The organism is Catellatospora sichuanensis, assembly GCF_007483665.1.
Classification (GTDB): domain Bacteria; phylum Actinomycetota; class Actinomycetes; order Mycobacteriales; family Micromonosporaceae; genus Catellatospora; species Catellatospora sichuanensis.
In genome coordinates this window covers 177,008-198,301 of the sequence record NZ_VIQO01000014.1, presented here as the reverse complement: position 1 = coordinate 198,301, position 21,294 = coordinate 177,008, and the positions used below count along the sequence as shown (strand labels likewise).

Here is a 21,294-nt window from a genome sequence, read left to right as displayed (position 1 = left end):
GCTCCTTCGCGCTCATCGGCCGCGCCGCCATTCGCGGGCCAGCAGCCAGGTCAGGTAGAGGCCGCCGATCGCGGCGGTGACCACGCCGGCGGGGATGTCGTTGTCGGGCAGCACCCGCTGCGCCGCCCAGTCGCTGCCGGCCAGCAGCACCGCGCCCATGCCCGCCGCGGGCAGGATGCCCGGTCCGGGGGAGCGGGTCAGCCGCGCGGCCAGCTGCGGCGCGGCCAGCGCCACGAACGCGATCGGGCCCGCCGCGGCGGTCGCGCCCGCGGCCAGCCCCACGCTGGCCAGGGCGAGCACGGCCCGGCTGCGCTCGACACGGATGCCGTGCAGGGTCGCGGTGTCGTCGCCCAGCGCCAGCATGTCGAGGTGCCGTCCGTAGTGGAGGACCACGGGCAGCAGCACGGCGAGGGTGACCGCGACGATGGTCACCTCGGTCCAGCCGCGGCCGCCGAGACTGCCGATGAGCCAGACCTGCGCGGCGAGCGCCTCGTCGAGGCGGCCCTTCACGATGAGGTAGGAGTTGAACGCCTCCAGCAGCGCGGACACCCCGACACCCATCAGGATCAGGCGGAACGCCTGGGTGCCGCCCCGGAACGCGAGCAGGTAGATGGCGATCGAGGTGAGCACGCAGCCGGCGATCGCGCCGGCCGCGACCTGCAGGCCGCTGCCGTCGAGCAGCAGGATCACCACGAGCGCGCCGGTGGCCGCGCCGACCGTCATGCCGACGAAGTCGGGGCTGCCCAGCGGGTTGCGGGTCAGGCCCTGGAACACCGCGCCGCTCGCCCCCAGCGCCGCGCCGACCAGCAGCGCGACCAGCGCACGGGGCAGCCGCAGCTCGTGCACGATGAAGTCGGTGCCGGGGTCGCCCTGCCCGATCAGGCTGCGCAGCACGTCGGCGACGGGGATCGGGAAGTCCCCGCTGGACAGGTTGACCACGGCGATCGCGGCGGCCGCCAGGAGCAGCACGACGCCGACCAGCAGGGCGCGGGCGCGTACCCGCAGAGACAGCGCGCCACCGGGGCTGCGCAGCACGAACTGCCGTGCCCGGCGGCGGGGGCGGTTGGACGCGTCGGCCGTGGTGGCAGGACGTGGCGTGGGGACGGCGTCGGTGTCGGCGACCGTCCGCTGCGCCGTGGCCGTCGCTGCCGGGCGCTGCCCGGGGGCGGGGTCAGGTTCGGTGATCATGTTCACGGGGCACCCAGCTTCCGGCGGCGGCACAGCGCGACGAACACCGGCGCGCCGAGGAACGCGGTGACGATGCCGACCTGCAGCTCCGACGGGGCGGTCACCACCCGGCCGAGCACGTCCGCGCCGAGCAGCAGGATCGGGCCGAGCACCACGGCGTAGGCGAGGATCCAGCGGTGATCGGGTCCGGTGATCAGCCGCGCGATGTACGGCACGGCCAGGCCGAGGAACCAGATCGGGCCGCAGGCGGCGGTGGCCGCTCCGCACAGCAGCGTGATCGCGGCCACGCCGACCAGGCGGACCCGGCCCGGGTGCGCGCCCAGCGCGGTGGCGGCCTCGTCCCCCATGCTCAGCGCGTTGAGGCGGCCGCCCAGTGTCAGCGCCAGCAGCACCCCGACGATCAGGAACGGCGCGACGCGGACGAGCGTGTCGCCGTCGCGGTCGGCCAGCGAACCGACGTCCCAGTGCCGGTAGCGGTCGAATGTGCCGCGGTTGGTGACCAGCACCGCCCAGACCAGCGCGCCGAGCACGGCGGTGATGGACACCCCGGCCAGCACCTGGCGTTCCGGAGTGGGGAAGCGCCCCGACCCGCCGAGGGCGAACACGGCCGTCGCGGTCAGCGCCGCCCCGCCGAAGGCGAACCACACGTACGCGCTGGGCGAGGTCAGGCCGAGGAACGCGATCGCGACGACGACGCCCGAGGAGGCGCCCAGGTTCACGCCGAGCAGGCCGGGTTCGGCCAGCGGGTTGCGGGTGAGTGCCTGCATCAGCGCACCGGCCAGCCCGAGCGCCGCCCCGACCCCGAGGCCGAGCAGCGTACGGGGGATACGCAGCTGGTGCACGATGTCCGACTGCGCGGAACCGTCGTCGTGCCAGAGCACCTGCCACACCGTGTCGAGGGGGATGGTGCGGCTGCCGACCGCGATGCTCAGCGCGAACACGCCGGCCAGCGCCAGTACGCCGAGCACCAGCCCGCCGCGCCGCCAGGCGTGGCCCGCGCGCGGCGCGGGCGGCACGCCGGTCGTCTGGGTCATCACCGCTCCTTGAGATCAACCCCGAGTTTGAGATTAGGGGAGGCTAACCTATGCTCCTCGGCGGGACCCGCCAGGGGGCGGTCCCACCAGCACAGAAAGGACCAACCGTGCGGCTTCTCTCTCCCGTCCGTACGCTGACGGCCACCGCCACCGCGGTGCTCCTCGGCCTCGGCCTCGCCGCGTGCGGCACCGACCAGGAGCCGTCCGGCACCTCCGGCAGCCAGGGCGCGACCTCGGCGGCCTTCCCCGTCTCGATCGAGCACAAGTACGGCACCGCCGAGATCAAGGCCGAGCCCAAGCGGGTCGTCGTGGTCGGCCTCGTCGAGCAGGACGCCCTGCTGGCACTGGGTGTCGTACCCGTCGCCACCACCGAGTGGTTCGGCGGCCACCCCGGCGCGGTCTGGCCCTGGGCGACCGACGAGCTCGGCACCGCCGCGAAGCCCGAGGTGCTCACCAACACCGACGGCATCAAGTTCGAGAAGGTCGCCGCGCTGCGCCCCGACCTGATCCTGGGCCTCTACTCCAACCTCACGGCCGAGGACTACGCCACCCTTTCGAAGATCGCGCCGACCGTGGCCCAGCCCAAGGACGTCATCGACTACGGCGTCTCCTGGCAGCAGGCCACCCGCATCGTCGGCACCGCCGTCGGGCGCAAGGAGCAGGCCGAGAAGGTCGTCGCCGACGTCGAGGCCAAGTTCGCCGCGGCCAAGGCAGCCAACCCGAAGTTCGCCGGCGCCACCGCGCTCGTCGCGACGCAGTGGGAGGGCTACTACGTGTACGGCGCGCAGGACCCGCGCGGCCGCCTGATGCAGGACCTGGGCTTCAAGATGCCCGAGGGCCTCGACGCGATCACCGGCAAGGAGTTCGGCAAGAGCATCAGCCGTGAGCGCACCGACCTGCTCGACACCGACGTGATGGTCTGGCTGGTCGACAAGCACGACGCCGACAAGGCGAAGATCCACGCCGACCCGCTGTACGCCAAGCTCGACGTGAAGACCCAGGCCCGCGAGGTGTTCCTGGAGAACGGCGAGCTGCTCGGCGGCGCCACCTCGTTCATCACCCCGCTCAGCCTGCCGTACCTGCTCGAGGGCCTGGTGCCGCAGCTGGCCACGGCCGTCGACGGCGACCCGGCGACCGAGGTCGAGCGCGCCCCCGCGAAGTGACCCGCTGACGGAGAACGGGGTGGACATCCGTCCGCCCCGTTTTCCGTCTTCACGTTGACGTGCCGTCACCGTCGGGTAATGGTGATCACATGCCGAAAGACGGTGAGACCCGCGACGGGGTGGCGCTGACCAACCTCGACCAGCCCCTGTTCGACGAGTCCGGGGCGACCAAACGCGACCTGGTGGACTACCTGGACGCGGTGCACGAGCGGATCATCCCCGCACTGCGGAACCGGGCCCTGTCGGTGATCCGGATCCGCCCCGGGCAGCCCGCGTTCATGCAGAAGAACCTGCCCAAGTACACACCCGACTGGGTGCCGCGGGCCGCGGTCTGGGCCGAGGCCTCGCACCGCGAGGTGACGTACGCCCTGGGCAACGACCGGCGCACGCTCATCTGGTTCGCCAACCAGCGGGCCGTGGAGTATCACGCGGCGCTGGGCCTGGTGGAGTCACCGCTGTCCCCGACGCACCTGATCCTCGACCTCGACCCGCCCGAGGGGGAGAACACCTTCGGCAAGGCGGTGCAGGGCGCGCTGCTGGTGCGCCAGGCGCTCGCCGACTGCGGGCTGGACGGCGCGGTCAAGACCAGCGGCAGCAAGGGCGTGCACGTGTTCGTGCCGCTCGACGGCGAGGCCGACCCGGAGCAGGTCGCCGCGGCGACCCGGGCCGTGGCCGCACGGGCCGAACGGCTCGACCCGAAGCTCGCCACCACGGCGTTCATCCGCGAGGACCGGCACGGCAAGGTCTTCCTCGACGCGACCCGCTCCGGTGGCGCGACCGTGGTCGCCGTCTACAGCCCGCGCATCCGGCCCGGCCTGCCGGTGTCCTTCCCCGTGGCCTGGCCGGACCTGGAGAACGTCACGCCCGCCGACTTCACCATGCGCACCGTGCCCGACCTGGTCGCAAAGACCGACCCGTGGGCCGACCTCATGCCCGCCCCGCAGGCCCTGCCCGCGGACCTGATCGCCGAGGGCCACACCATCCCCATCGCCCGCGTCCAGGCCATGCACGAGGGCAAACGCCGCGCCAAGGCCCGCCGCGAAGCCGACGGCGAAGCCTGACCGCGCGCTCCGACCGCCCCGCCCGACGCTCATGATCATCGGATTTGCCTGGCACCTGTGCGTATCAACGCTCAAGATACGCACAGGTGCCAGGCAAGTCGGGCGATCTTGACCGGCGCGGCGGGTCAGGCCGCGCGGAGGGTGAGTTCGGTGATCTCGCTGGGGGCGAAGACGCGCAGGGGCGGGCCCCAGAAGCCGGTGCCGCGGCTGGTGTAGAGCTGGGTGCGCTCGCCGTGGCGGGACAGGCCCTGCACCGCGGGCTGGTCCAGGCGCACCAGGTAATGGAACGGCCAGATCTGGCCGCCGTGGGTGTGCCCGGAGATCTGCAGGTCCACTCCGTGTGCGACGGCCGCGCGGATCTGCTTGGGCTGGTGTGCGAGCAGCAGCACCGGCAGGTCCGGGTCGGTTCCGGCGAGCGCGGCCGCGTGGTCCATGGAGTGTCCGGTGCGGGAGTGCTCCGCGGTGATGTCGTCGACCCCGGCCACCACCAGGCGGTCGCCGCCGCGCTCCACGACCAGGTGGCGGTTGTGCAGGCACTCCCAGCCCAGGTGCTGCATGTGCGCGAGCCAGCCCTCGGCCTCGCCGTAGTACTCGTGGTTGCCGGTCACGTAGGTGCGGGCCAGTTTGGCGCGGATGTCGCCGAGCGGCGCAGCCTGCGCGGTCCGCTGGGCCACGGTGCCGTCGGCGATGTCGCCGGTGTGGCAGACGATGTCGGGGTCCAGTGCGTTGACCGCCCTGGTAACCCCGGCTGACCAGCGGGAGCGCTCGATCGGGCCGTAGTGCGTGTCGGTCAGCAGCACCACCTTCAGGCCGTCGAGACCCTTGCCCAACCTGGGCAGGACGACCTCGACGCGGCGCACGCGCGGCACGCGCATGGCTTCGGCGTACCCCCAGACGACCAGCACCAGGGCGACCACCGCGACCGCGGCCGCGGTGATGCGGGAGCGCAGCGGGTCCGCGACGCCGCCGATGGCCAGCGCGGCCCGCAGCACGTTGCCGAGCAGCGCCCACACGAACAGCACCCAGATCACGCCGAGGGTGGTGTCGGCGATGCGGGACGCCCAGTCGCGGCCGCGGGCGTGTCCCTGGAACATCAGCACCGGGAACGCCAGCACCGCCGCACCGAACAGCACGGTGCCGGCGGCGACCACCGGCGCGGGCCAGTGCGCGCCGCTCAGCAGCAGCGTCCACCACGGGACGCCGAACAGCAGCGCCAGGACGGTGGTCAGGGTCAGGCCGAACAGCAGCGGTCGCAGGGACCGTCGCGCGGGAGCGGCCTGTACGGCCTCGCCAGCGGACACCGTCGAACTCCTCGCTCCAGGATGAGACTGCCAAGCATGCCACGCACGGTCGAACGGCCGCCCGATCCGCAGGTGCGACGCGTCCCGAGCATGCGCCCACCGAGCGGAAGCCCTCGATGGAGAACCGCACACGGGCGTCACGGAAAGCCCCGACCGGGTGGAAAACACCCGCACGCCCGCAGACCCGGCGGTTCGGATGCACGCCCGATCGGTGGCCCTGCGGCGGGGTAGGGGTGGGAGGAGCGGGTGGGCAGAGTAGAACCGAGGGATGACCATGCGCCACGACGACATGACCGACCGCCGGTGAACCGGGTGCTGGTGACCGGGGCGGCGGGCCGGCTCGGCCGGGCCACGCTCGACCTGCTCGCGCGGGAGGGGGTCGCCGCCACGGCGCTGGACCTGCACGACCCCGGTGATCTGCCGGCCGTTCGCGTCGTCGTGGGCGACACGGGAGACGTGACGGTGGTCCGCAAGGCGCTGTCCGGCGTGGACGCGGTGGTGCACTGCGCCGCCATCCCGTCGCCGACGCTCGGCACGCCCGAGGACGTGTTCTGCGGCAACACCCGCAGCACGTTCGTGGTGCTGGAGGAGGCGGCGCAGGTGGGGGTGGCCCGGGCGGTGCTGGCCGGCAGCCAGTCCGCACTGGGGTTCGCCTGGTCGCCGCTGCCGACCCCGCCGCTCTACCTGCCCGTCGACGAGGCGCATCCGCTGCTGGCCGCGGACCCGTACGCACTGAGCAAGCAGGTCGACGAGCAGATCGGCCGGATGATCGCGCGCCGCTACGGGATGACGGTGGTGACGCTGCGGTTCCCGCTGCTCGGCGGCTTGACCGAGCGCCTGCCGACGTTCGCCGAGCGCTATCGGGCCGATCCGGGGGAGGGCGCCCGGTCGTTGTGGGCATACCTGGAGGACCGTGACGCGGCGACGGCGAACTGGCTGGCGCTGACCCGGCCGCTGAGCGGCGCCCGGGAGATCTTCGTGGCAGCCCCGGAGACGCTGGCCGCGCTGCCGACCGAGGAACTGCTCGACCGTTTCCATCCGGGGGTGCCGCGGCGCGCGGCGCTGCCGGGCCGCGCCGTCCCGTTCGACCTTTCCCAGGCCGACCGCCTGCTCGGCCTGGTCCCGGAGCACCTGTACGGCTGAACCGGGGGCGTTGTGTGCAGGTTCGGTGACGAGGGCGCCGCCGCCGCCCCCCGTTGATCAAACTGGGCGCCATGACACCGGAAGAGATCAGCACCGCCGCCACCGCCGACCGCGCCCTGGCCTATGCGGCGCGTGGCCTGCTGATCGGCCTCGCCATGACCGTGCTCCTGGTCGTGGCGGTGGAGTCCACCGGCGCGATGCTGTCCGGTGACGATGCGGACTCGCCGCTGGCGGCCGCGGCCGCCCTGCTCATGATGGCGCTGTCGGGTGTCCTGGTCGGCCCGCTGGTCGGCCTGCTGCTGGCCTGGGCGCTGCGGTTGCCCAGGCCGTGGGCCGTCTCGTTGGCGGGCGCGGCGGCCGGTGTCCTGCTGCTGTGCGGTGGGGCCCGACTCGGCATGACCGATGCCGAGCCGTACTGGCTGCTGCCCGGATTCCTGCTCACGGTCGTCTACGCCGGGGCCGCCGCGCTGTCGGCGTTCGGTGGCCGGTCCGTCGATGCGGCCTCCGATGCGGCCGAGCGTGAGGGAATGCCGGCACGCCTTGACAGCTGAGGGTATGCCTTGCCTAATTTACGGACGTGGATCGGAAATCCATTCACGACCTGCCTTGATGGCCGCCCCGTATTGGCAAGCCCAATGGTGTAGGTTAGCCTAACCTAAGTGCTGGCGAGGAGGCGCGCCGGCGATGCTTAGGAACGGGACCGCAATGACAGAACAATCGTTTGGCGGGGACGTCGTCCATGACATCGTGGGCGTGGGATTCGGTCCGTCCAACCTGGCCCTGGCCATCGCCGCCGCGGAGAGTCCGGCACCGGTCAGCGCGGTGTTCCTCGAACGGCAGGCCGCGTTCGGCTGGCACCGGGGCATGCTGCTCGACGACGCGACGATGCAGGTCTCGTTCATGAAGGACCTGGTCACCCTGCGCGACCCGGCGAGCCGGTTCAGCTTCCTGTGCTACCTGCACAGCCGCGGGCGGCTGATCGACTTCATCAACCACAAGAGCCTGTACCCGCTGCGGGTCGAGTTCCACGACTACCTCGAGTGGGCGGCGGAGCAGGTCAGCGGGATGGTCCGGTACGGGCACGAGGTCGTCGACGTGCACCCGGTGTACGAGCGCGGCCGGGCCGACCACCTGATGGTGGTGGCACAGGGTCCGCGTACCGCGACGGCGCTGCGGGCGCGCAACGTGGTGTTCGCGACCGGTCTGTCCCCGCAGCTGCCCGACGGCGTCGCGCCGTCGCCGCGGGTCTGGCACAGCCAGGACCTGCTGCACCAGGTCGGACAGTGGTCGGGCGCTCGGCGCTTCGTGGTGGTCGGCGCGGGCCAGAGCGCGGCCGAGGCGACCGCTTTCCTGCACGAACGCTTCCCGGCGGCCGAGATCTGCGCGGTCTTCTCCCGGTACGGCTACAGCCCGGCCGACGACAGCCCGTTCGCCAACCGCATCTTCGACCCGGCCGCGGTCGACGACTTCTTCGCCGCTCCGCAGCAGACCAAGCAGATGCTGCTCGACTACCACCGGAGCACCAACTACTCGGTGGTCGACCTCGACCTCATCAACGACCTCTACCGGCGCGTCTACCAGGAGAAGGTGCTCGGCCAGGAGCGGCTGCGCATCTTCAACGCAAGCCGGATGACCGCGGTGCGCGACTGCGGCGACCGGGTCCAGGTCGAGGTGTCCTCGCTGCTCACCGGCGAGCGGACCGCACTGGACGCGGACATCCTGGTCTGTGCCACCGGCTACCGCCAGGCCGATCCGTCGGGCCTGCTCGGCGATCTCGCCGGGCACGTGCGCCGGGACGGCGACGGACGGCTGACGGCCGGGCGCGACTACCGGCTGGCCACCGGGTCCGATCTGGCCTGCGGCGTCTACCTGCAGGGCGGCACCGAGCACTCGCACGGCATCACGTCCTCGCTGCTGTCGGCGACCGCGGTGCGCGCGGGGGAGATCCTGCAGTCCGTTCTCGACCACCGTGACGGGCCCGCGGCCACGCTCACCGCGGAGGTGCCCGCTCTGATCACCCGCCCGCGGGCTGCCGCGGCGCAGCCGGCCGTCCTGGGTGGAGCACTCTGATGATCTGTCAGTAGCACTTCCGTGGCGCTGGGTGTGGCCCGGCACGACCGTGCCGGTCTATGCTTCCGCTGCATCACCACGACGGTCAATGGAGGCGTCAGTGTCGCAGGACGGCGGTCCGGTTGCGGGTGGCGAGGAGGTCGCGCCGCCGGGCGTCGACACGAGCACGCCGCACTCGGCGCGGATGTACGACTGGTGGCTGGGCGGCAAGGACAACTTCGCCGCGGACCGGGCCATGGGTGACGCCTTCATCCAGGCGATCCCCACCATCAAGACGATGGCCAAGGAGAACCGGAAGTTCCTCGGCCGCGCGGTGAAGTACCTCGTCGCCGACGCGGGCATCCGGCAGTTCCTCGACATCGGCACCGGCATCCCGACCCGGCCCAACCTGCACGAGGACGCGCAGGCCATCGCGCCGGAGACCCGGGTGGTCTACGTGGACAACGACCCGATCGTGCTGGCCCACGCGCGGGCGCTGCTGGTCAGCTCGGAGCAGGGCCGCAGCGAGTACATCCACGCCGACCTGCGCAAGCCGCAGGAGATCCTGTCCGACCCGGCACTGCTGCAGACGCTGGACCTGAGCAAGCCCGTGGCGCTGATGATGGTCGCGGTGCTGATGCTGCTCAAGGACACCGAGGACCCGTGGGGCCACACCCGCGAGCTGATGGACGCGCTGCCCTCGGGCAGCCACCTCGCCATCACCCACCCGGGTCGCGAGTTCGACGAGCAGGCGATGGAGGTCATCCGCTCCTCTGCCGAGCGCGGCGGCATGACGGTCATCCCGCGCACCAAGGTGGACGTGGCGCGTTTCTTCGAGGGTTGGGACCTGGTCGAGCCGGGCGTCGTGCCGGTGATGGCCTGGCACCCCGACAGCGAACTCGAGGACCCGAACGGCGCCTTCTACTGGGCGGGCATGGCCCGCAAACGCTGAGCCGCAGACCGTATTGCCGGTCGTCGAGGACGACCCCGCCGCCGGGCGGGCTGAGCTGCAGGACCCGCCGCCGGGCGGCGGAACGGACAACTCGCACCGTTGTCGGTTCCGCCGCCCGGCGGTGACCTGAGGAGGGTCAGACGTAGCTCAGCGCGTCGATCGACAGATCGATGCGGTCACGCCGGGCCACGTAACGCGCGGTTCTGATCTCGACTTCCGTGCCGCGCGCCGTGCGCGAGCAGCAGATGACGGTGGCGGCGTGGCTGCTGGCCTCGTAGACGATGCCGGCGCGCCACTGGCCGTCGCGGTACACCCAGACCCGGTCGTGGGGCGCGTACGCGTCGGTGGGTACGACGTCGGCCACGGCTCGCGAGTCGGGGTGTGTTTTCGGTGCCATGGATCGGGTGTCCTCCTGTGGGGCGGAACATTCCGACGTGGCTCGTGCCGCGCGTGCCGGCGACTCCCCACGTCCGTGGACAGGCTGCCTTCGGTCACACCGCGTAACGCGACGCGCCCGGGAGGTAGCCGCATCCCGAGAAGGCTGAGCCTGCCGGTCCGGGAGGGGGTCCGTGCCGTCTGCCCAGGTGGAGGGGGTAGCGCCGCCGAAGGGATGGCCGACGGTAGCGCTTCCATTGACTGTGTTCGCTTAGCCGACCCCATGATGCACAGCTATCCTGTGCAAAAGCAAGCGCTGATGCACGTGCAGATGATCGTGTCATCTGCACGCGGCGTTTTTCTCTCTGGGGGCGGAGGATCGCGATGACGCACATCCACGGCGGTGCACCCGAGCTCGCCGCGATCGCGTGGCGCAAGAGCGTACGCAGTGGAGCTGACGGGAACTGTGTCGAGATCGGCCGGCTGCCCGGGGGGTCGGGCTTCGCCGTACGCCATTCGCGGGACCCGCAGGGGCCGGTGCTGCTCTACACGAGAGCGGAGATGAACGCGTTTCTGCTGGGTGTGTATGACGGGGACTTCGACGATCTACTTTCTTGACCGTTGATTCTCGACAGTCGGCCCGCGCTTTGCGACAGTATGCGCAGGAGATCACGCGGGCGGGGCAGGCGGAGGGCGCACGAATGGCGGCAGACCCGGAGAGTGGGTCGGGCGGCGGTCCTACCGTGCTGCGAATGCTCCTCGGAGCGCAGCTGCGGCGGTTGCGGGAGTCCCGCGGGATCAGCCGGGAGGACGCGGGCTGGCAGATCCGCGCCTCGGAATCGAAGATCAGCCGGATGGAACTGGGCCGGGTCGGCTTCAAGGAGCGTGACGTCGCCGACCTGCTGACCCACTACGGGGTGACCGACGAGGCCGAGCGGGAAGCGATGGCCGCCCTGGCCCGGCAGGCCAACGAGCCGGGCTGGTGGCACCAGTACGGTGACGTCTACCCGGCCTGGTTCCAGTCCTATCTCGGCCTGGAGTCCGCGGCGCAGGTCATCCGGACCTACGAGGTCCAGTTCGTGCCCGGCCTGCTGCAGACGGCCGATTACGCGCGGGCCGTCATCATGCTGGGCCACGGCGGCAAGCCGGAGCCCGAGGTGAGCCGCCGCGTCGAGCTGCGGATGACCCGTCAGCAGATCCTGCACCGGCAGCATCCGCCGCACCTGTGGGCCGTGGTCGACGAGGCGGCGCTGCGCCGGCCGGTCGGCGGTCGCGCGGTGATGCGCAGCCAGATCGCGGCGCTGCTGAAGTCGACCAAGCAGCCGAAGGTCACGCTGCAGGTGATGACGTTCGACAAGGGCGGCCATGCCTTCAGCAGCGGCGCGTTCTCGCTGCTGCGCTTTCCCGACCACGACCTGCCCGACGTGGTCTACCTGCAGCAGCTGACCAGCGCGCTCTACCTCGACAAACGCGAGGACGTCGAGCAGTACGTCGCCGTCATGGAGCAGCTGTGCGTCGACGCGGCACCGCCGCAGGAGACCCCGGCCATCCTGGAGGGCATCCTGCGCGACCTCGATCGCTGACGTCTACTCGACCGGCGCCTCGACGGGCAGCAGCACCCGGAACCGGGTGTCGCCGGGCTCCGAGGTGACCCGGATGTCGCCGTGGTGCTTGTTGACCACGATGCGGTACGAGATGTCCAGGCCCAGGCCGGTGCCCTCGCCGACCGGCTTGGTGGTGAAGAACGGCTCGAAGATGCGCGGCCGGATCGCCGGGTCGATGCCGCCGCCGGTGTCGCCGACCTCGACGAACACGCAGTCGTTCTCGCGTCCGGTGCGGATGGTCAGCGTGCCGGAGCCCTTCATCGCGCCCAGCGCGTTGTCGATGAGGTTGGTCCAGACCTGGTTCAGCTCGGCGGCGTACGCCGGGATCTTCGGCAGGGTCCGGTCCAGTTCCTTGACCACGGTGAGGTCTTTGGAGACCTTGCCGGAGAACATCGCCAGCGTCGCCTTCACCAGGTCGTTGACGTCGACCTCCTGGTACGGCGCCCGGTCCAGCTGCGAGTACTGCTTGGCCGCGGCGACCAGGCCGGAGATGCGGGAGACCGAGTCCTCGATCTCGCCCATCAGCAGCTCGGTCTCCAGGGTGTAGGTCAGCCAGCGCACCGCGGACTCGAAGTTCTCCGCGCCGACCGTGCTGGACACCTGCTCCAGCCACTCCTGGTCGACGCCGCCCGCGACCAGCGTCGGGGCGATGTCCCATGCGCCCGTGATGTCGCGGTCCTCGAGCCAGTCGGCCAAAGCGTCCTCGGCGTCGGAGGTCTGCACCGGGGTGAGCTGGGCAGCGCCGTCGATCCGCTTGACCGCCTCCTCCTGCAGGTCGACGAGCTGGCGCAGCCGGGTGCCGTCGAGCCGGCCGTCGGCGATCAGCGACAGCTTGTGCCGCATCCCGGCGACGCGCTGGCGCAGCACCGCGGTGGCGCGTACGGCGGCCGCGGCGGGGTTGTTCAGCTCATGGGTGAGCCCGGCCGACAGCGAGCCCAGGGCCAGCAGGCGTTCGCGCTCGCCGACCAGGGTCTGCATGCTGCGCATGCCGAAGAACAAGCCCTCCAGTAGGTGCATCGCCATCGGGAACCAGTCGCGCATCACGATGCCGAAGTCGGCGGCGGGCAGCACGAAGAACTCGGTGTCGGAGACCGCCAGCATGGAGTGCACGTAGCGCTGGGGCACCCGGTCGCCGAGGTAGGCCTGGGTGGCGCCCGCGTACACGCCGCGCTGGTCGGTGCGGCTGACCTCGATGCTGTCGCCGTGCACCTGGCGGCTGAGCGCGATGGTGCCCGACAGCAGCACGTAGAAGCAGCTGGCCTCGTCGCCCTCGGCGAAGACGGGACCGGCGGGGATGCATTCGATGCGGCCGTGTTCGGCCAGCCAGGTGAGCTGGCCGTCGTCGAGCGCTTCGAACAGGAACAGCTCGCGCAGCAGCTCGGGGGTGAGTTCGATGGTCACTGCCCCTCCAGGTATCGGTGTACGAGTGAGATGGCCATGGCGCCCTCACCGACGGCGGAGGCGACGCGCTTGACCGAGTCGGACCGCACGTCGCCGGCGGCGAACACGCCCGGCACGCTCGATTCCAGGTGGTAGGGGTCGCGGGACAGCGGCCACCCGGCCGGGCGCTTGCCGCCGCTGAGCAGATCTGGCCCCGTCAGCACGAACCCGTGCTCGTCGCGGGCGACCACGCCGTCCAGCCAGCCGGTGCCCGGCTCCGCGCCGATGAAGATGAACAGCCAGGACGCGTCGACGGTGCGCTCCACCCCGGTATTGGTGTCGAGCAGGGTGATGTGCTCCAGATGCTCGCTGCCCCCGCCTGCACAGACCTGGGTGTGCGGATGCACGGTGATGTTGTCGATCGCCTCGATCTGGTCGATCAGGTAGCGCGACATGGACCGGCGCAGGTCGTCGCCGCGGATGAGCATGTGCACGTGGCGGGCGTAGCGGGAGAAGTAGACGGCGGCCTGGCCGGCCGAGTTGGCCCCGCCGACGATGTAGACCTCCTCGTCCTTGCAGCCGGGCGCCTCGGTGGCCGCTGAGCCGTAGAACACGCCGCGGCCGGTAAGGTCCGCGCAGCCGGGCACGTCGAGCATCCGGTACGACACGCCGGTGGCCAGCACCACGCTGTGCGCGGCGATGCGGCTGCCGTCGGCGAAGTGCACCACCCGGGCCGAGCCGCAGGTCTCCAGCGCGGTGACCTCGCGGGCCGACAGCAGCTCCGCGCCGAACTTGAGAGCCTGTCGGCGGGCCCGCTCGGTCAACTGCGCGCCGGACACGCCGTCGGGAAAGCCGAGGTAGTTCTCGATGCGGCTGCTCTGCCCGGCCTGCCCGCCGGTGGCGCGCCGCTCGACGAGCACGGTGCGCAGGCCCTCTGAGGCGGCGTACACGGCCGAGCCGAGCCCGGCCGGTCCCGCCCCGACGACGATCACGTCGTAGAAGTCCGAGGCCGGGGTGGTGGTCAGGCCGATGTTGCCGGCCAGCTCGGCCTCGTTGGGCTGGACCAGTGTCTTGCCCTCGGCGGTCACCACCAGCGGCACGTCGTCGGCGGTCAGCCCGGCCGCGGCCAGCAGGCGCGCGCCCTCCGGGTCGTCGGCGACATACCAGCGGAACGGGACGAGGTTGCGGGCCAGGAAGTCGCGGACCTTGTAGGAGTGGGCGGACCAGCGGTGCCCGACCACGCGCAGCTCGGCGGTGGCCGCATCCGGGGTCGCCAGCCAGGACTGGAGCAGGTCGTCCACGACGGGGTAGAGGTGCTCCTCCGGCGGGTTCCACGGCTTGAGCAGGTAATGGTCCAGGTCGACCAGGTTGATCGCGTTGATCGCCGCGTCGGTGTCGGCGTACGCGGTCAGCAGCACCCGCCGGGCCCGCGGGTAGAGGTCCATCGCCGATTCCAGGAACTGGATGCCGTTCATCTGCGGCATCCGGTAGTCGGCCAGCAGCACGGCGACCTGCTGCCCGCGCAGCTTCAGCTCACGCAGCGCGTCCAGGGCCTCGGCGCCCGAACTCGCCCGTACCACCCGGTAGTTCTCGCCGTAGTGGCGGCGCAGGTCACGCGCCACCGCGCGGGAGACGTTCGGGTCGTCGTCCACGGTCAGGATCGCGGGAGTGCTCATGTCACCTATCAAACACCTTTACCGGCCCGCTCCATGGCGAGTCGATCACAAGGGCATCACCGGTCCCGCCTGTAACTTTCATGCCGCGGCGAGCCGGTCGAGATCGGCGGCGAGCTGTCCGCCGGCCGAGGCCAGGAGTTCCCCGTTCTCCTTCTCGGGGTAGCCGCGCACGGCCGTCTCCGCCACCAGGATCAGCCACAGGTAGACCCGGTACAGGGTGAGGCGGGTCTGCTCGTCGGCGGTCAGCGGCCGCCCGAGGAAGCCGTCGAGCACGGCCGCGGCCTGCTCCTCGGGGACCCACGTGGCCAGCGAGACCAGCTCGGCGATCGGGTCGCCGTAGAACGCGCGCTCGCCGTCGATGATGGCCTCGACCCGCCAGCCGTCCCCGTCGGGCAGCACGAACACGTTGCCGTCCCACAGGTCGAAGTGGACCAGCGCGGGCGCCGTCACCACGTCGAGCAGCGGCGCGTGCCGCACGACCAGCTCGCGGATCTCGTCGGCGGGCCGGGCCAGGGGCCGGTCGGTCGCCGTGGCGTCGGCCAGGATGTCGTCGACGAAGTGCAGGAACGACTCCCGCCAGGACGACGAGCGGGTGCGCCCGTCGCGGCGAGGGTAGCCGAAGCGCTCGCCGGTGACGGCGGTGACGGCGGCGGCGATGCGCCCCAGTTCATGGCGCACCGCCAGCACATGCTCGGCTGCCATCGTCTGCTTGGCCTGCTCGAAGGAGACTCCACGCAGGCGGTCCATGACCATGACCCCGCCTTCCGGGTCGGCGTGCCACATCCGCGGCAGCGGCACGCCCGCCCGCGCGGCCCGCTCGAAGAACTCGATCTCGGTGTGCATCAGGTCGACCTCGTAGGTCAGCATCGTCAGGCCCTTGTCGGGCGCCACCTTCAGCACCACTTCACGGCCGTCGGCCAGGCGCACGGCGTGGGCGGCGTTGAAGAAGCCGTCCGTGAACTCCTCCTGCCCGGCGACGACGGCGGTGTCGCCCAGGCCCTGCCGGATCAGGCGGGCGATGTCGGCGTCGGACAGCACGGGCTTGGTGATACTGCGCATGGGCCAGATGATGAAGTGAGAGCGCTCTCCGATGCAAGGGCCGTCGGGCCGGTCGGGGACACGGGATTGACGCAGACTGTTGCGTCCGGGTTACGGGAGCCTTACGCTCCAACACAAATGGGAGCGCTCCCGTCCACTGTCGTCGATGTCTGATCCACTCTGGATGATCGTCGGCAGGGTCGGGAGCCGGGTGAACCCGCTTGGGCGGGCCACCCGTGTCACCCCCGGTGCCCGCCGGGGGCGAGGGCCTGCCCGGCCCGTGGCTGGGAGCGCTCCCGACCTGCGGCGGCCACCGATCGCCGACCGCACCACCGCTTCCGGAAGGTTCTCCATGGCACTCACCAGGAAGGCGGGGATCCGCAGGCGACTGCGCATCCCTCTCGCGCTGGCCACGCTGGCCACCACGCTGGCGGCCGGCGCGGCCGTGCTCGCCCCGACCACCGCCGCCGCCGCGGTGCCGGAGAAGGACTGGCTGCACGTCCAGGGCAACAAAGTGGTCGACGAGGCCGGCAACGAGGTCTGGCTGACCGGCGTGAACTGGTTCGGCTTCAACGCCTCCGAGCGGGTCTTCCACGGCCTGTGGTCGGGCAACATCACCACCATCACCAAGGGCATGGCCGACCGCGGCATCAACCTGGTCCGCGTGCCGATCTCCACCCAGCTGCTGCTGGAGTGGAAGAACGGCCAGACGGTCGCCGCGCCGAACGTGAACACCTACGCCAACCCCGAGCTGGCCGGCAAGAACAACCTGCAGATCTGGGACTACTGGCTGCAGCTGTGCGAGCAGTACGGCATCAAGGTCATGCTCGACGTGCACAGCGCCGAGGCCGACAACTCCGGCCACATCCACCCCGTGTGGTGGAAGGGCACGATCACGGTCGAGCAGTTCTACCAGGGCTGGGAGTGGGTGACCAACCGGTACAAGAACAACGACACCATCGTCGCGATGGACATCAAGAACGAGCCGCACGGCACCCCCAACCAGCCCCCGCGGGCCAAGTGGGACAACAGCACCGACCAGGACAACTTCAAGTACGCCTGCGAGACCGCGGGCAAGCGCATCCTGGCGATCAACCCGAACGTGCTGATCCTGTGCGAGGGCATCGAGGTCTACCCGCGGGCGGGCGAGACCTGGAGTTCCCCGAACACCGATCCCGACCTGTCGCCCAACTACTTCTACAACTGGTGGGGCGGCAACCTGCGCGGGGTGCGCCAATACCCGGTCAACCTGGGCGCCAACCAGGACCAGCTGATGTACTCGCCGCACGACTACGGCCCGCTGGTCTACGAGCAGCCGTGGTTCCAGGGCACGTTCGACAAGACCTCGCTGACCAACGACGTATGGCGGCCGAACTGGTTCTACATCCACGAGGACGGCATCGCGCCGCTGCTGATCGGTGAGTGGGGCGGCCGGCTCGGCCAGGACGCCCGGCAGGACAAGTGGATGACCGCGCTGCGTGACCTGATCGTGCAGTACCGCCTGCACCAGACGTTCTGGGTGCTCAACCCGAACTCCGGGGACACCGGCGGCCTGCTGCTCGACGACTGGGCCACCTGGGACACCGCCAAGTACAACCTGCTCAAGCCGGCGCTGTGGCAGCACCAGGGCAAGTTCGTCAGCCTCGACCACCAGGTCCGGCTCGGCGGCGCGACCAGCACCACCGGCTACAACCTCGCCGACGTGTACGGCGGCGGGGGCACCGGCGGCGACACCATCGCCCCGTCCGCGCCCGGCAACCCGAGCGTCACCGGCGTCACCAGCAGCTCGGTGTCGCTGTCCTGGGGCGCGGCCACCGACAACGTCGGCGTCACCGCGTACGAGGTCTACCGCGCCGGCACCAAGGTGGCGACGGTCTCCGGACTGACCTACACGGACACGGGGCTGTCCGCGTCGACGGCGTACCAGTACACGGTGCGGGCACGTGACGCCGCGGGCAACGTCTCGGCGGCGTCGGCCGCGGTCACCGGCACCACGTCCGGCGGCGGCGGGGGCGGCGGCAGCGGCTGCACGGCGACCATGCGGGTGATCGGCTCCTGGCAGGGCGGCATGCAGGGCGAGGTGACCGTCACCAACACCAGCACCATGACGTCGGCGGCGTGGTCGGTCGTGCTGAACATCCCGGCGACGCTGACCATCAGCAACCTGTGGAACGGCACCCGGACCGGCAACACGGTCACCAACGCCCCCCACAACGGCTCTCTCGCCCCGGCGGCGAGCACGACCTTCGGGTTCGTGGCGAGCGGCACCGGCTCGGTCACCGTGACCAGCTGCGCCATCGCCGTGCCGTGACCACCCCGGCCGGCGGTGGGCCCCTCCCCGCCGCCGGCCGGTCCCGCCGCCTGTCCGAAGCGGCCCGTCAGAGCTTCGCGCCCTGATCCGTGGCCCGGCCGGGCCGCCCGGCCCGCGGAACGCGCCGTCCTCCCCGGCGCGTTCCGCGGGCGCGGGACCGCCGACCATCCAGCCGATCACTGGAGTCATCGATGAGACGTCCCACCTACCGGCGGATTCGCCTGGTGCTCGCCACCGCGGCCGCCGCCCTCCTGCTCCCGCTCCCCGCCGCGCCCGCGGCGGCCGACGTCGACACCAGCCCGGTCCGGGTCAACCAGATCGGCTACCTCACCGGCGCCGACAAGATCGCCACCGTCGTCACCACGGGCGGGGCCCGCGCCTGGCAGGTGCGCCAGGTGAGCGGCGGCGCCGTCGTCGCCTCCGGCACCACCACCGTGTACGGCAGCGACCGCGCCTCCGGCGACACCGTGCAGCAGGCCGACTTCAGCGCGCTGAGCACGCCCGGCGACTACGTGCTCTGGGTCGACGGCGTCGGCACCAGCGTGCCGTTCACCGTCTCGGCGTCCTCGCTCTACCCGGCCCTGGGCCGCGAGGCGATGCAGTACTTCTACTTCCACCGCATGGGCGCGGCCGTCGAGGGCCAGTTCCTGCAGAACGCCGGGCACGCGCACGCCGCACTGCACCCCGGCGACGAGTCGGTGCCCTGCTACAACAGCTGGTGCGGCAGCCAGCGGCTGAACGTGCGGCACTCCTGGGCCGACGCCGGGGACTTCGGCATCTACGCGGTCAACCACGCCGTGTCGGCGTGGACGCTGCTCAACCTGCTGGAGCGGGAGCCCGCCGCGTACGGCGACGGGTCGTTGTCGATCCCGGAACGGGCCAACGGCCGCCCGGACATCCTGGACGAGGTCGAGTTCGGCTCGCGCTGGATGGCGGGCCTGCTGCCGTCGACCGGCCTGGCCTCGCACAAGGTGCACAACCACGCCTGGAGCGCGTTCCCGGTGACCTCGGTCGATCAGGAGAACGGGCTGGCCCGCTCGGCGATGGGGCCGTCGACGAACGCGACGTACGCCGTGGCGCGAACCAACGCGCAGCTCGCGCGGGTGCTGGCGCCGTACGACGCGGCGCGCGCGGCGACGCTGTGGGGCATCGCCAAGGACGCGTGGACCAGGGCCGAGGCGCAGCCGAACGTGGACTACAACACCACCTCCGACGCCGAGGGCGGCGGCGACTACGGCGACACGAAGAACAGCGACGACCGGTACGCGGCCGCGGCGGAGCTGTACCTGACCGCGCTCAAGCGCACCGACGCCGCCCTGTCGGGCTACCGCACCGCGGTCACCGGGTCGCCGCACTACCGGGAGATGGGGCAGTTCGACTGGGCCGAGGTCGCCGCGACCGGGACCCTGTCGCTGGTCAGCGTCGCCAGCGACCTGCCCGCCGCGGACCTGGCCACGATGCGCGCGAACGTGCGCGGCTTCGCCGACCAGATCGTCGCCACGTTGCGCGGCGAGGGCTATCCGTCGCTGATCGGCGGCGCGTCGGCGTACCCGTGGGGCTCGAACTCGTTCATCGCCAACCGGATGCTGGTGCTCGGCGTGGCCTACGACGACTCGGGCAGCCTGGCCTACCTCAAGGCGACGAACCGGGCCATGGACTACCTGATGGGCAACAACGCGATGCGCCTGTCGTACGTCACCGGCTACGGCGAGTACGCCGAGACCGACCTGCACGACCGCTGGGCGTGGGGCAGGTATCCGGGGCTCGCGTACCCGAAGGGCTGGCTGGCCGGCGGGCCGAACAACGAGCTGATCAACGATCCGGCCACGCCCACCGGCCGCCCGGCGGCCAAGTCGTACGCGCCGAAGAACACCGCGCCCGACGCGTGGGGCTCCAAGGAGAACACGATCAACTGGAACGCCCCGCTGGTCTGGGTGGCCACCCACCTCGACCGCAACGCGGCCGACCTGACCGGCGGCACGCCGCCGGTGGACGTCACCCCGCCGACCGTGCCCGGCAACCTCCGGGTCACTGCGACGTCGCCGACGTCGGTCTCGCTGGCCTGGGACGCGTCCACCGACAACGTCGGCGTCGTGGGCTACGACGTCTACCGCGGCACGGCCAAGGTCGGCACGCCGACCGGCACGTCCTACACCGACACCGGCCTGACCCCGTCGACTTCGTACCAGTACACGGTGCGGGCCCGGGACGCGGGCGGCTACGTCTCGGCCGCGTCCGCGGCGGTGACCGCGACGACCCAGGGCGGCGACGTCGTGCCGCCCGCGACACCGGCGAACCTGCGGGTCACCGCGACCGGCAGCAACTCGATCACCATCACCTGGGACCCGGTGCCGACCGCGGTGAGCTATGTTGTGCGGCGTGGCAGCGTCCAGGTCGCCGTGGTGACCGGGACGTCGTACACGGACACCGGGCTGAGCCCGAGCACGTCGTACACGTATACGGTGCAGGCCCGCAACGCCGCCGGCGACGCGTCGGTGTGGTCACCGCCGATCACCGCCACCACGTCCGCCCCGCCGACCGGCGGCGGGCTGACCGTCCGCTACAAGAACAACGACGGGTCGCCGACGGACAACTCGATCCGGTTCGGCCTGCAGGTGGTCAACAGCGGCACCGCCGCGATCGGCCTGACCACGGTCACCGCCCGCTACTACCTGACCCGCGACGGGTCGGCGGGCGTGACGGCGTACTGCGACTGGGCCCAGGTCGGCTGCGCCAGTGTGCGTACCACCGTGGTGAGCCTGCCCAGCCCGGTGGCCGGTGCGGACACCTACGTCGAGGTCGCCTTCACCGGCGGCACGCTCGCCGCGGGCGCGTCGACCGGGGAGATCCAGCTGCGGCTGCACAAGACCGACTGGAGCCCGTTCAACGAGGTCGGCGACTACAGCCGCGGCACCAACACCGCGTTCACGGACGCGCCCGCCATCCCCGGGTACGCGGGCGGCGTGCTCTCCTGGGGCACCCCTCCAGCGTGACCGGCCCGCCCGAGGGCTCCCCCGCC

17 protein-coding genes are annotated in these 21,294 nt (G+C 71.5%); 10 read left to right on the top strand and 7 right to left on the bottom strand.

Annotated features, from left to right (window positions below; all coding sequences use genetic code 11):
• Positions 1–12: 12 nt before the first annotated feature.
• Both FLL47_RS27590 and FLL47_RS27585 read right to left on the bottom strand, forming a co-directional pair.
• On the bottom strand, positions 13–1,188 hold the full coding sequence (locus FLL47_RS27590) for a FecCD family ABC transporter permease (protein ID WP_144123766.1): 1,176 nt from the start codon (positions 1,186–1,188) through the stop codon (positions 13–15).
• A gap of 2 nt (positions 1,189–1,190) precedes the next feature.
• Positions 1,191–2,222, bottom strand: coding sequence for a FecCD family ABC transporter permease (locus tag FLL47_RS27585; RefSeq protein ID WP_144123764.1), 1,032 nt, complete (start codon positions 2,220–2,222; stop codon positions 1,191–1,193).
• A gap of 107 nt (positions 2,223–2,329) precedes the next feature.
• Here FLL47_RS27585 and FLL47_RS27580 point away from each other — a divergent pair, with 107 nt between their 5' ends.
• Positions 2,330–3,385, top strand: coding sequence for an ABC transporter substrate-binding protein (locus tag FLL47_RS27580; RefSeq protein WP_246158694.1), 1,056 nt, complete (start codon positions 2,330–2,332; stop codon positions 3,383–3,385).
• Between the two features lie 89 nt (positions 3,386–3,474).
• Complete coding sequence (locus FLL47_RS27575; RefSeq protein WP_144123760.1) at positions 3,475–4,446, top strand: DNA polymerase domain-containing protein; 972 nt, start codon at positions 3,475–3,477, stop codon at positions 4,444–4,446.
• Positions 4,447–4,571: 125 nt separating this feature from the next.
• Here the strand turns inward: FLL47_RS27575 and FLL47_RS27570 are convergent, their stop codons facing one another.
• On the bottom strand, positions 4,572–5,747 hold the full coding sequence (locus FLL47_RS27570) for a metallophosphoesterase (RefSeq protein WP_222106221.1): 1,176 nt from the start codon (positions 5,745–5,747) through the stop codon (positions 4,572–4,574).
• A 303-nt stretch (positions 5,748–6,050) separates the two neighbouring features.
• On the opposite strand from FLL47_RS27570, the gene FLL47_RS27565 reads away from it, so the two are divergent.
• The 4 genes from FLL47_RS27565 (at position 6,051) to FLL47_RS27550 (ending at position 9,891) form a co-directional block, all read left to right on the top strand.
• A complete protein-coding gene (locus FLL47_RS27565; protein ID WP_222106220.1) occupies positions 6,051–6,890 on the top strand; it encodes an NAD-dependent epimerase/dehydratase family protein in 840 nt (279 codons plus the stop codon).
• Between the two features lie 71 nt (positions 6,891–6,961).
• Positions 6,962–7,441: a hypothetical protein gene (locus FLL47_RS27560; RefSeq protein ID WP_144123756.1), complete on the top strand. Its 480-nt coding sequence runs from the start codon at positions 6,962–6,964 to the stop codon at positions 7,439–7,441.
• 154 nt (positions 7,442–7,595) lie between these two features.
• Positions 7,596–8,960, top strand: a complete 1,365-nt coding sequence (locus tag FLL47_RS27555; protein WP_144123754.1) for a lysine N(6)-hydroxylase/L-ornithine N(5)-oxygenase family protein — start codon at positions 7,596–7,598, stop codon at positions 8,958–8,960.
• A gap of 88 nt (positions 8,961–9,048) precedes the next feature.
• Positions 9,049–9,891, top strand: a complete 843-nt coding sequence (locus FLL47_RS27550; protein ID WP_144123752.1) for an SAM-dependent methyltransferase — start codon at positions 9,049–9,051, stop codon at positions 9,889–9,891.
• 136 nt (positions 9,892–10,027) lie between these two features.
• Here the strand turns inward: FLL47_RS27550 and FLL47_RS27545 are convergent, their stop codons facing one another.
• Positions 10,028–10,288 (bottom strand): hypothetical protein, encoded by a 261-nt coding sequence (locus tag FLL47_RS27545; RefSeq protein ID WP_144123750.1) that lies wholly within the window; start codon positions 10,286–10,288, stop codon positions 10,028–10,030.
• A gap of 362 nt (positions 10,289–10,650) precedes the next feature.
• On the opposite strand from FLL47_RS27545, the gene FLL47_RS27540 reads away from it, so the two are divergent.
• Both FLL47_RS27540 and FLL47_RS27535 read left to right on the top strand, forming a co-directional pair.
• Positions 10,651–10,884 carry a DUF397 domain-containing protein gene (locus FLL47_RS27540; protein ID WP_144123748.1) on the top strand — a complete coding sequence of 78 codons (234 nt, stop codon included), beginning with the start codon at positions 10,651–10,653 and terminating at the stop codon, positions 10,882–10,884.
• An 83-nt stretch (positions 10,885–10,967) separates the two neighbouring features.
• Complete coding sequence (locus FLL47_RS27535; protein WP_144123746.1) at positions 10,968–11,849, top strand: helix-turn-helix domain-containing protein; 882 nt, start codon at positions 10,968–10,970, stop codon at positions 11,847–11,849.
• Between the two features lie 3 nt (positions 11,850–11,852).
• On the opposite strand, the gene FLL47_RS27530 is transcribed toward FLL47_RS27535, so the two are convergent.
• From FLL47_RS27530 to FLL47_RS27520, 3 genes are all read right to left on the bottom strand, one after another.
• A complete protein-coding gene (locus tag FLL47_RS27530; protein ID WP_222106219.1) occupies positions 11,853–13,271 on the bottom strand; it encodes an ATP-binding protein in 1,419 nt (472 codons plus the stop codon).
• The gene (locus tag FLL47_RS27525; protein WP_144123742.1) at positions 13,268–14,926 is read right to left on the bottom strand and encodes an NAD(P)/FAD-dependent oxidoreductase; all 1,659 of its coding nucleotides are present in this window, start codon (positions 14,924–14,926) and stop codon (positions 13,268–13,270) included. The genes FLL47_RS27530 and FLL47_RS27525 overlap by 4 nt, the downstream gene beginning before the upstream one ends.
• A 78-nt stretch (positions 14,927–15,004) precedes the next feature.
• Positions 15,005–15,985 (bottom strand): phosphotransferase family protein, encoded by a 981-nt coding sequence (locus tag FLL47_RS27520; RefSeq protein ID WP_144123740.1) that lies wholly within the window; start codon positions 15,983–15,985, stop codon positions 15,005–15,007.
• Between the two features lie 331 nt (positions 15,986–16,316).
• Here FLL47_RS27520 and FLL47_RS27515 point away from each other — a divergent pair, with 331 nt between their 5' ends.
• The gene (locus FLL47_RS27515; protein ID WP_144123738.1) at positions 16,317–18,275 is read left to right on the top strand and encodes a cellulase family glycosylhydrolase; all 1,959 of its coding nucleotides are present in this window, start codon (positions 16,317–16,319) and stop codon (positions 18,273–18,275) included.
• Between the two features lie 191 nt (positions 18,276–18,466).
• Entirely contained in the window at positions 18,467–21,268 is a 2,802-nt protein-coding gene (locus FLL47_RS27510; RefSeq protein ID WP_144123736.1) for a glycoside hydrolase family 9 protein, read from the top strand.
• The last annotated feature ends 26 nt before the right edge of the window (positions 21,269–21,294 follow it).

What these genes read in the sequence shown, in the direction of transcription:
- FLL47_RS27555 (WP_144123754.1), top strand. Translation starts at nt 7,596, where the DNA reads ATGACAGAACAATCGTTTGGCGGGGACGTCGTCCATGACATCGTGGGC.
- FLL47_RS27585 (WP_144123764.1), bottom strand. Translation starts at nt 2,222, where the DNA reads ATGACCCAGACGACCGGCGTGCCGCCCGCGCCGCGCGCGGGCCACGCC.
- FLL47_RS27520 (WP_144123740.1), bottom strand. Translation starts at nt 15,985, where the DNA reads ATGCGCAGTATCACCAAGCCCGTGCTGTCCGACGCCGACATCGCCCGC.
- FLL47_RS27515 (WP_144123738.1), top strand. Translation starts at nt 16,317, where the DNA reads ATGGCACTCACCAGGAAGGCGGGGATCCGCAGGCGACTGCGCATCCCT.
- FLL47_RS27540 (WP_144123748.1), top strand. Translation starts at nt 10,651, where the DNA reads ATGACGCACATCCACGGCGGTGCACCCGAGCTCGCCGCGATCGCGTGG.
- FLL47_RS27510 (WP_144123736.1), top strand. Translation starts at nt 18,467, where the DNA reads ATGAGACGTCCCACCTACCGGCGGATTCGCCTGGTGCTCGCCACCGCG.
- FLL47_RS27545 (WP_144123750.1), bottom strand. Translation starts at nt 10,288, where the DNA reads ATGGCACCGAAAACACACCCCGACTCGCGAGCCGTGGCCGACGTCGTA.
- FLL47_RS27560 (WP_144123756.1), top strand. Translation starts at nt 6,962, where the DNA reads ATGACACCGGAAGAGATCAGCACCGCCGCCACCGCCGACCGCGCCCTG.
- FLL47_RS27550 (WP_144123752.1), top strand. Translation starts at nt 9,049, where the DNA reads ATGGAGGCGTCAGTGTCGCAGGACGGCGGTCCGGTTGCGGGTGGCGAG.
- FLL47_RS27535 (WP_144123746.1), top strand. Translation starts at nt 10,968, where the DNA reads ATGGCGGCAGACCCGGAGAGTGGGTCGGGCGGCGGTCCTACCGTGCTG.
- FLL47_RS27525 (WP_144123742.1), bottom strand. Translation starts at nt 14,926, where the DNA reads ATGAGCACTCCCGCGATCCTGACCGTGGACGACGACCCGAACGTCTCC.
- FLL47_RS27590 (WP_144123766.1), bottom strand. Translation starts at nt 1,188, where the DNA reads ATGATCACCGAACCTGACCCCGCCCCCGGGCAGCGCCCGGCAGCGACG.
- FLL47_RS27575 (WP_144123760.1), top strand. Translation starts at nt 3,475, where the DNA reads ATGCCGAAAGACGGTGAGACCCGCGACGGGGTGGCGCTGACCAACCTC.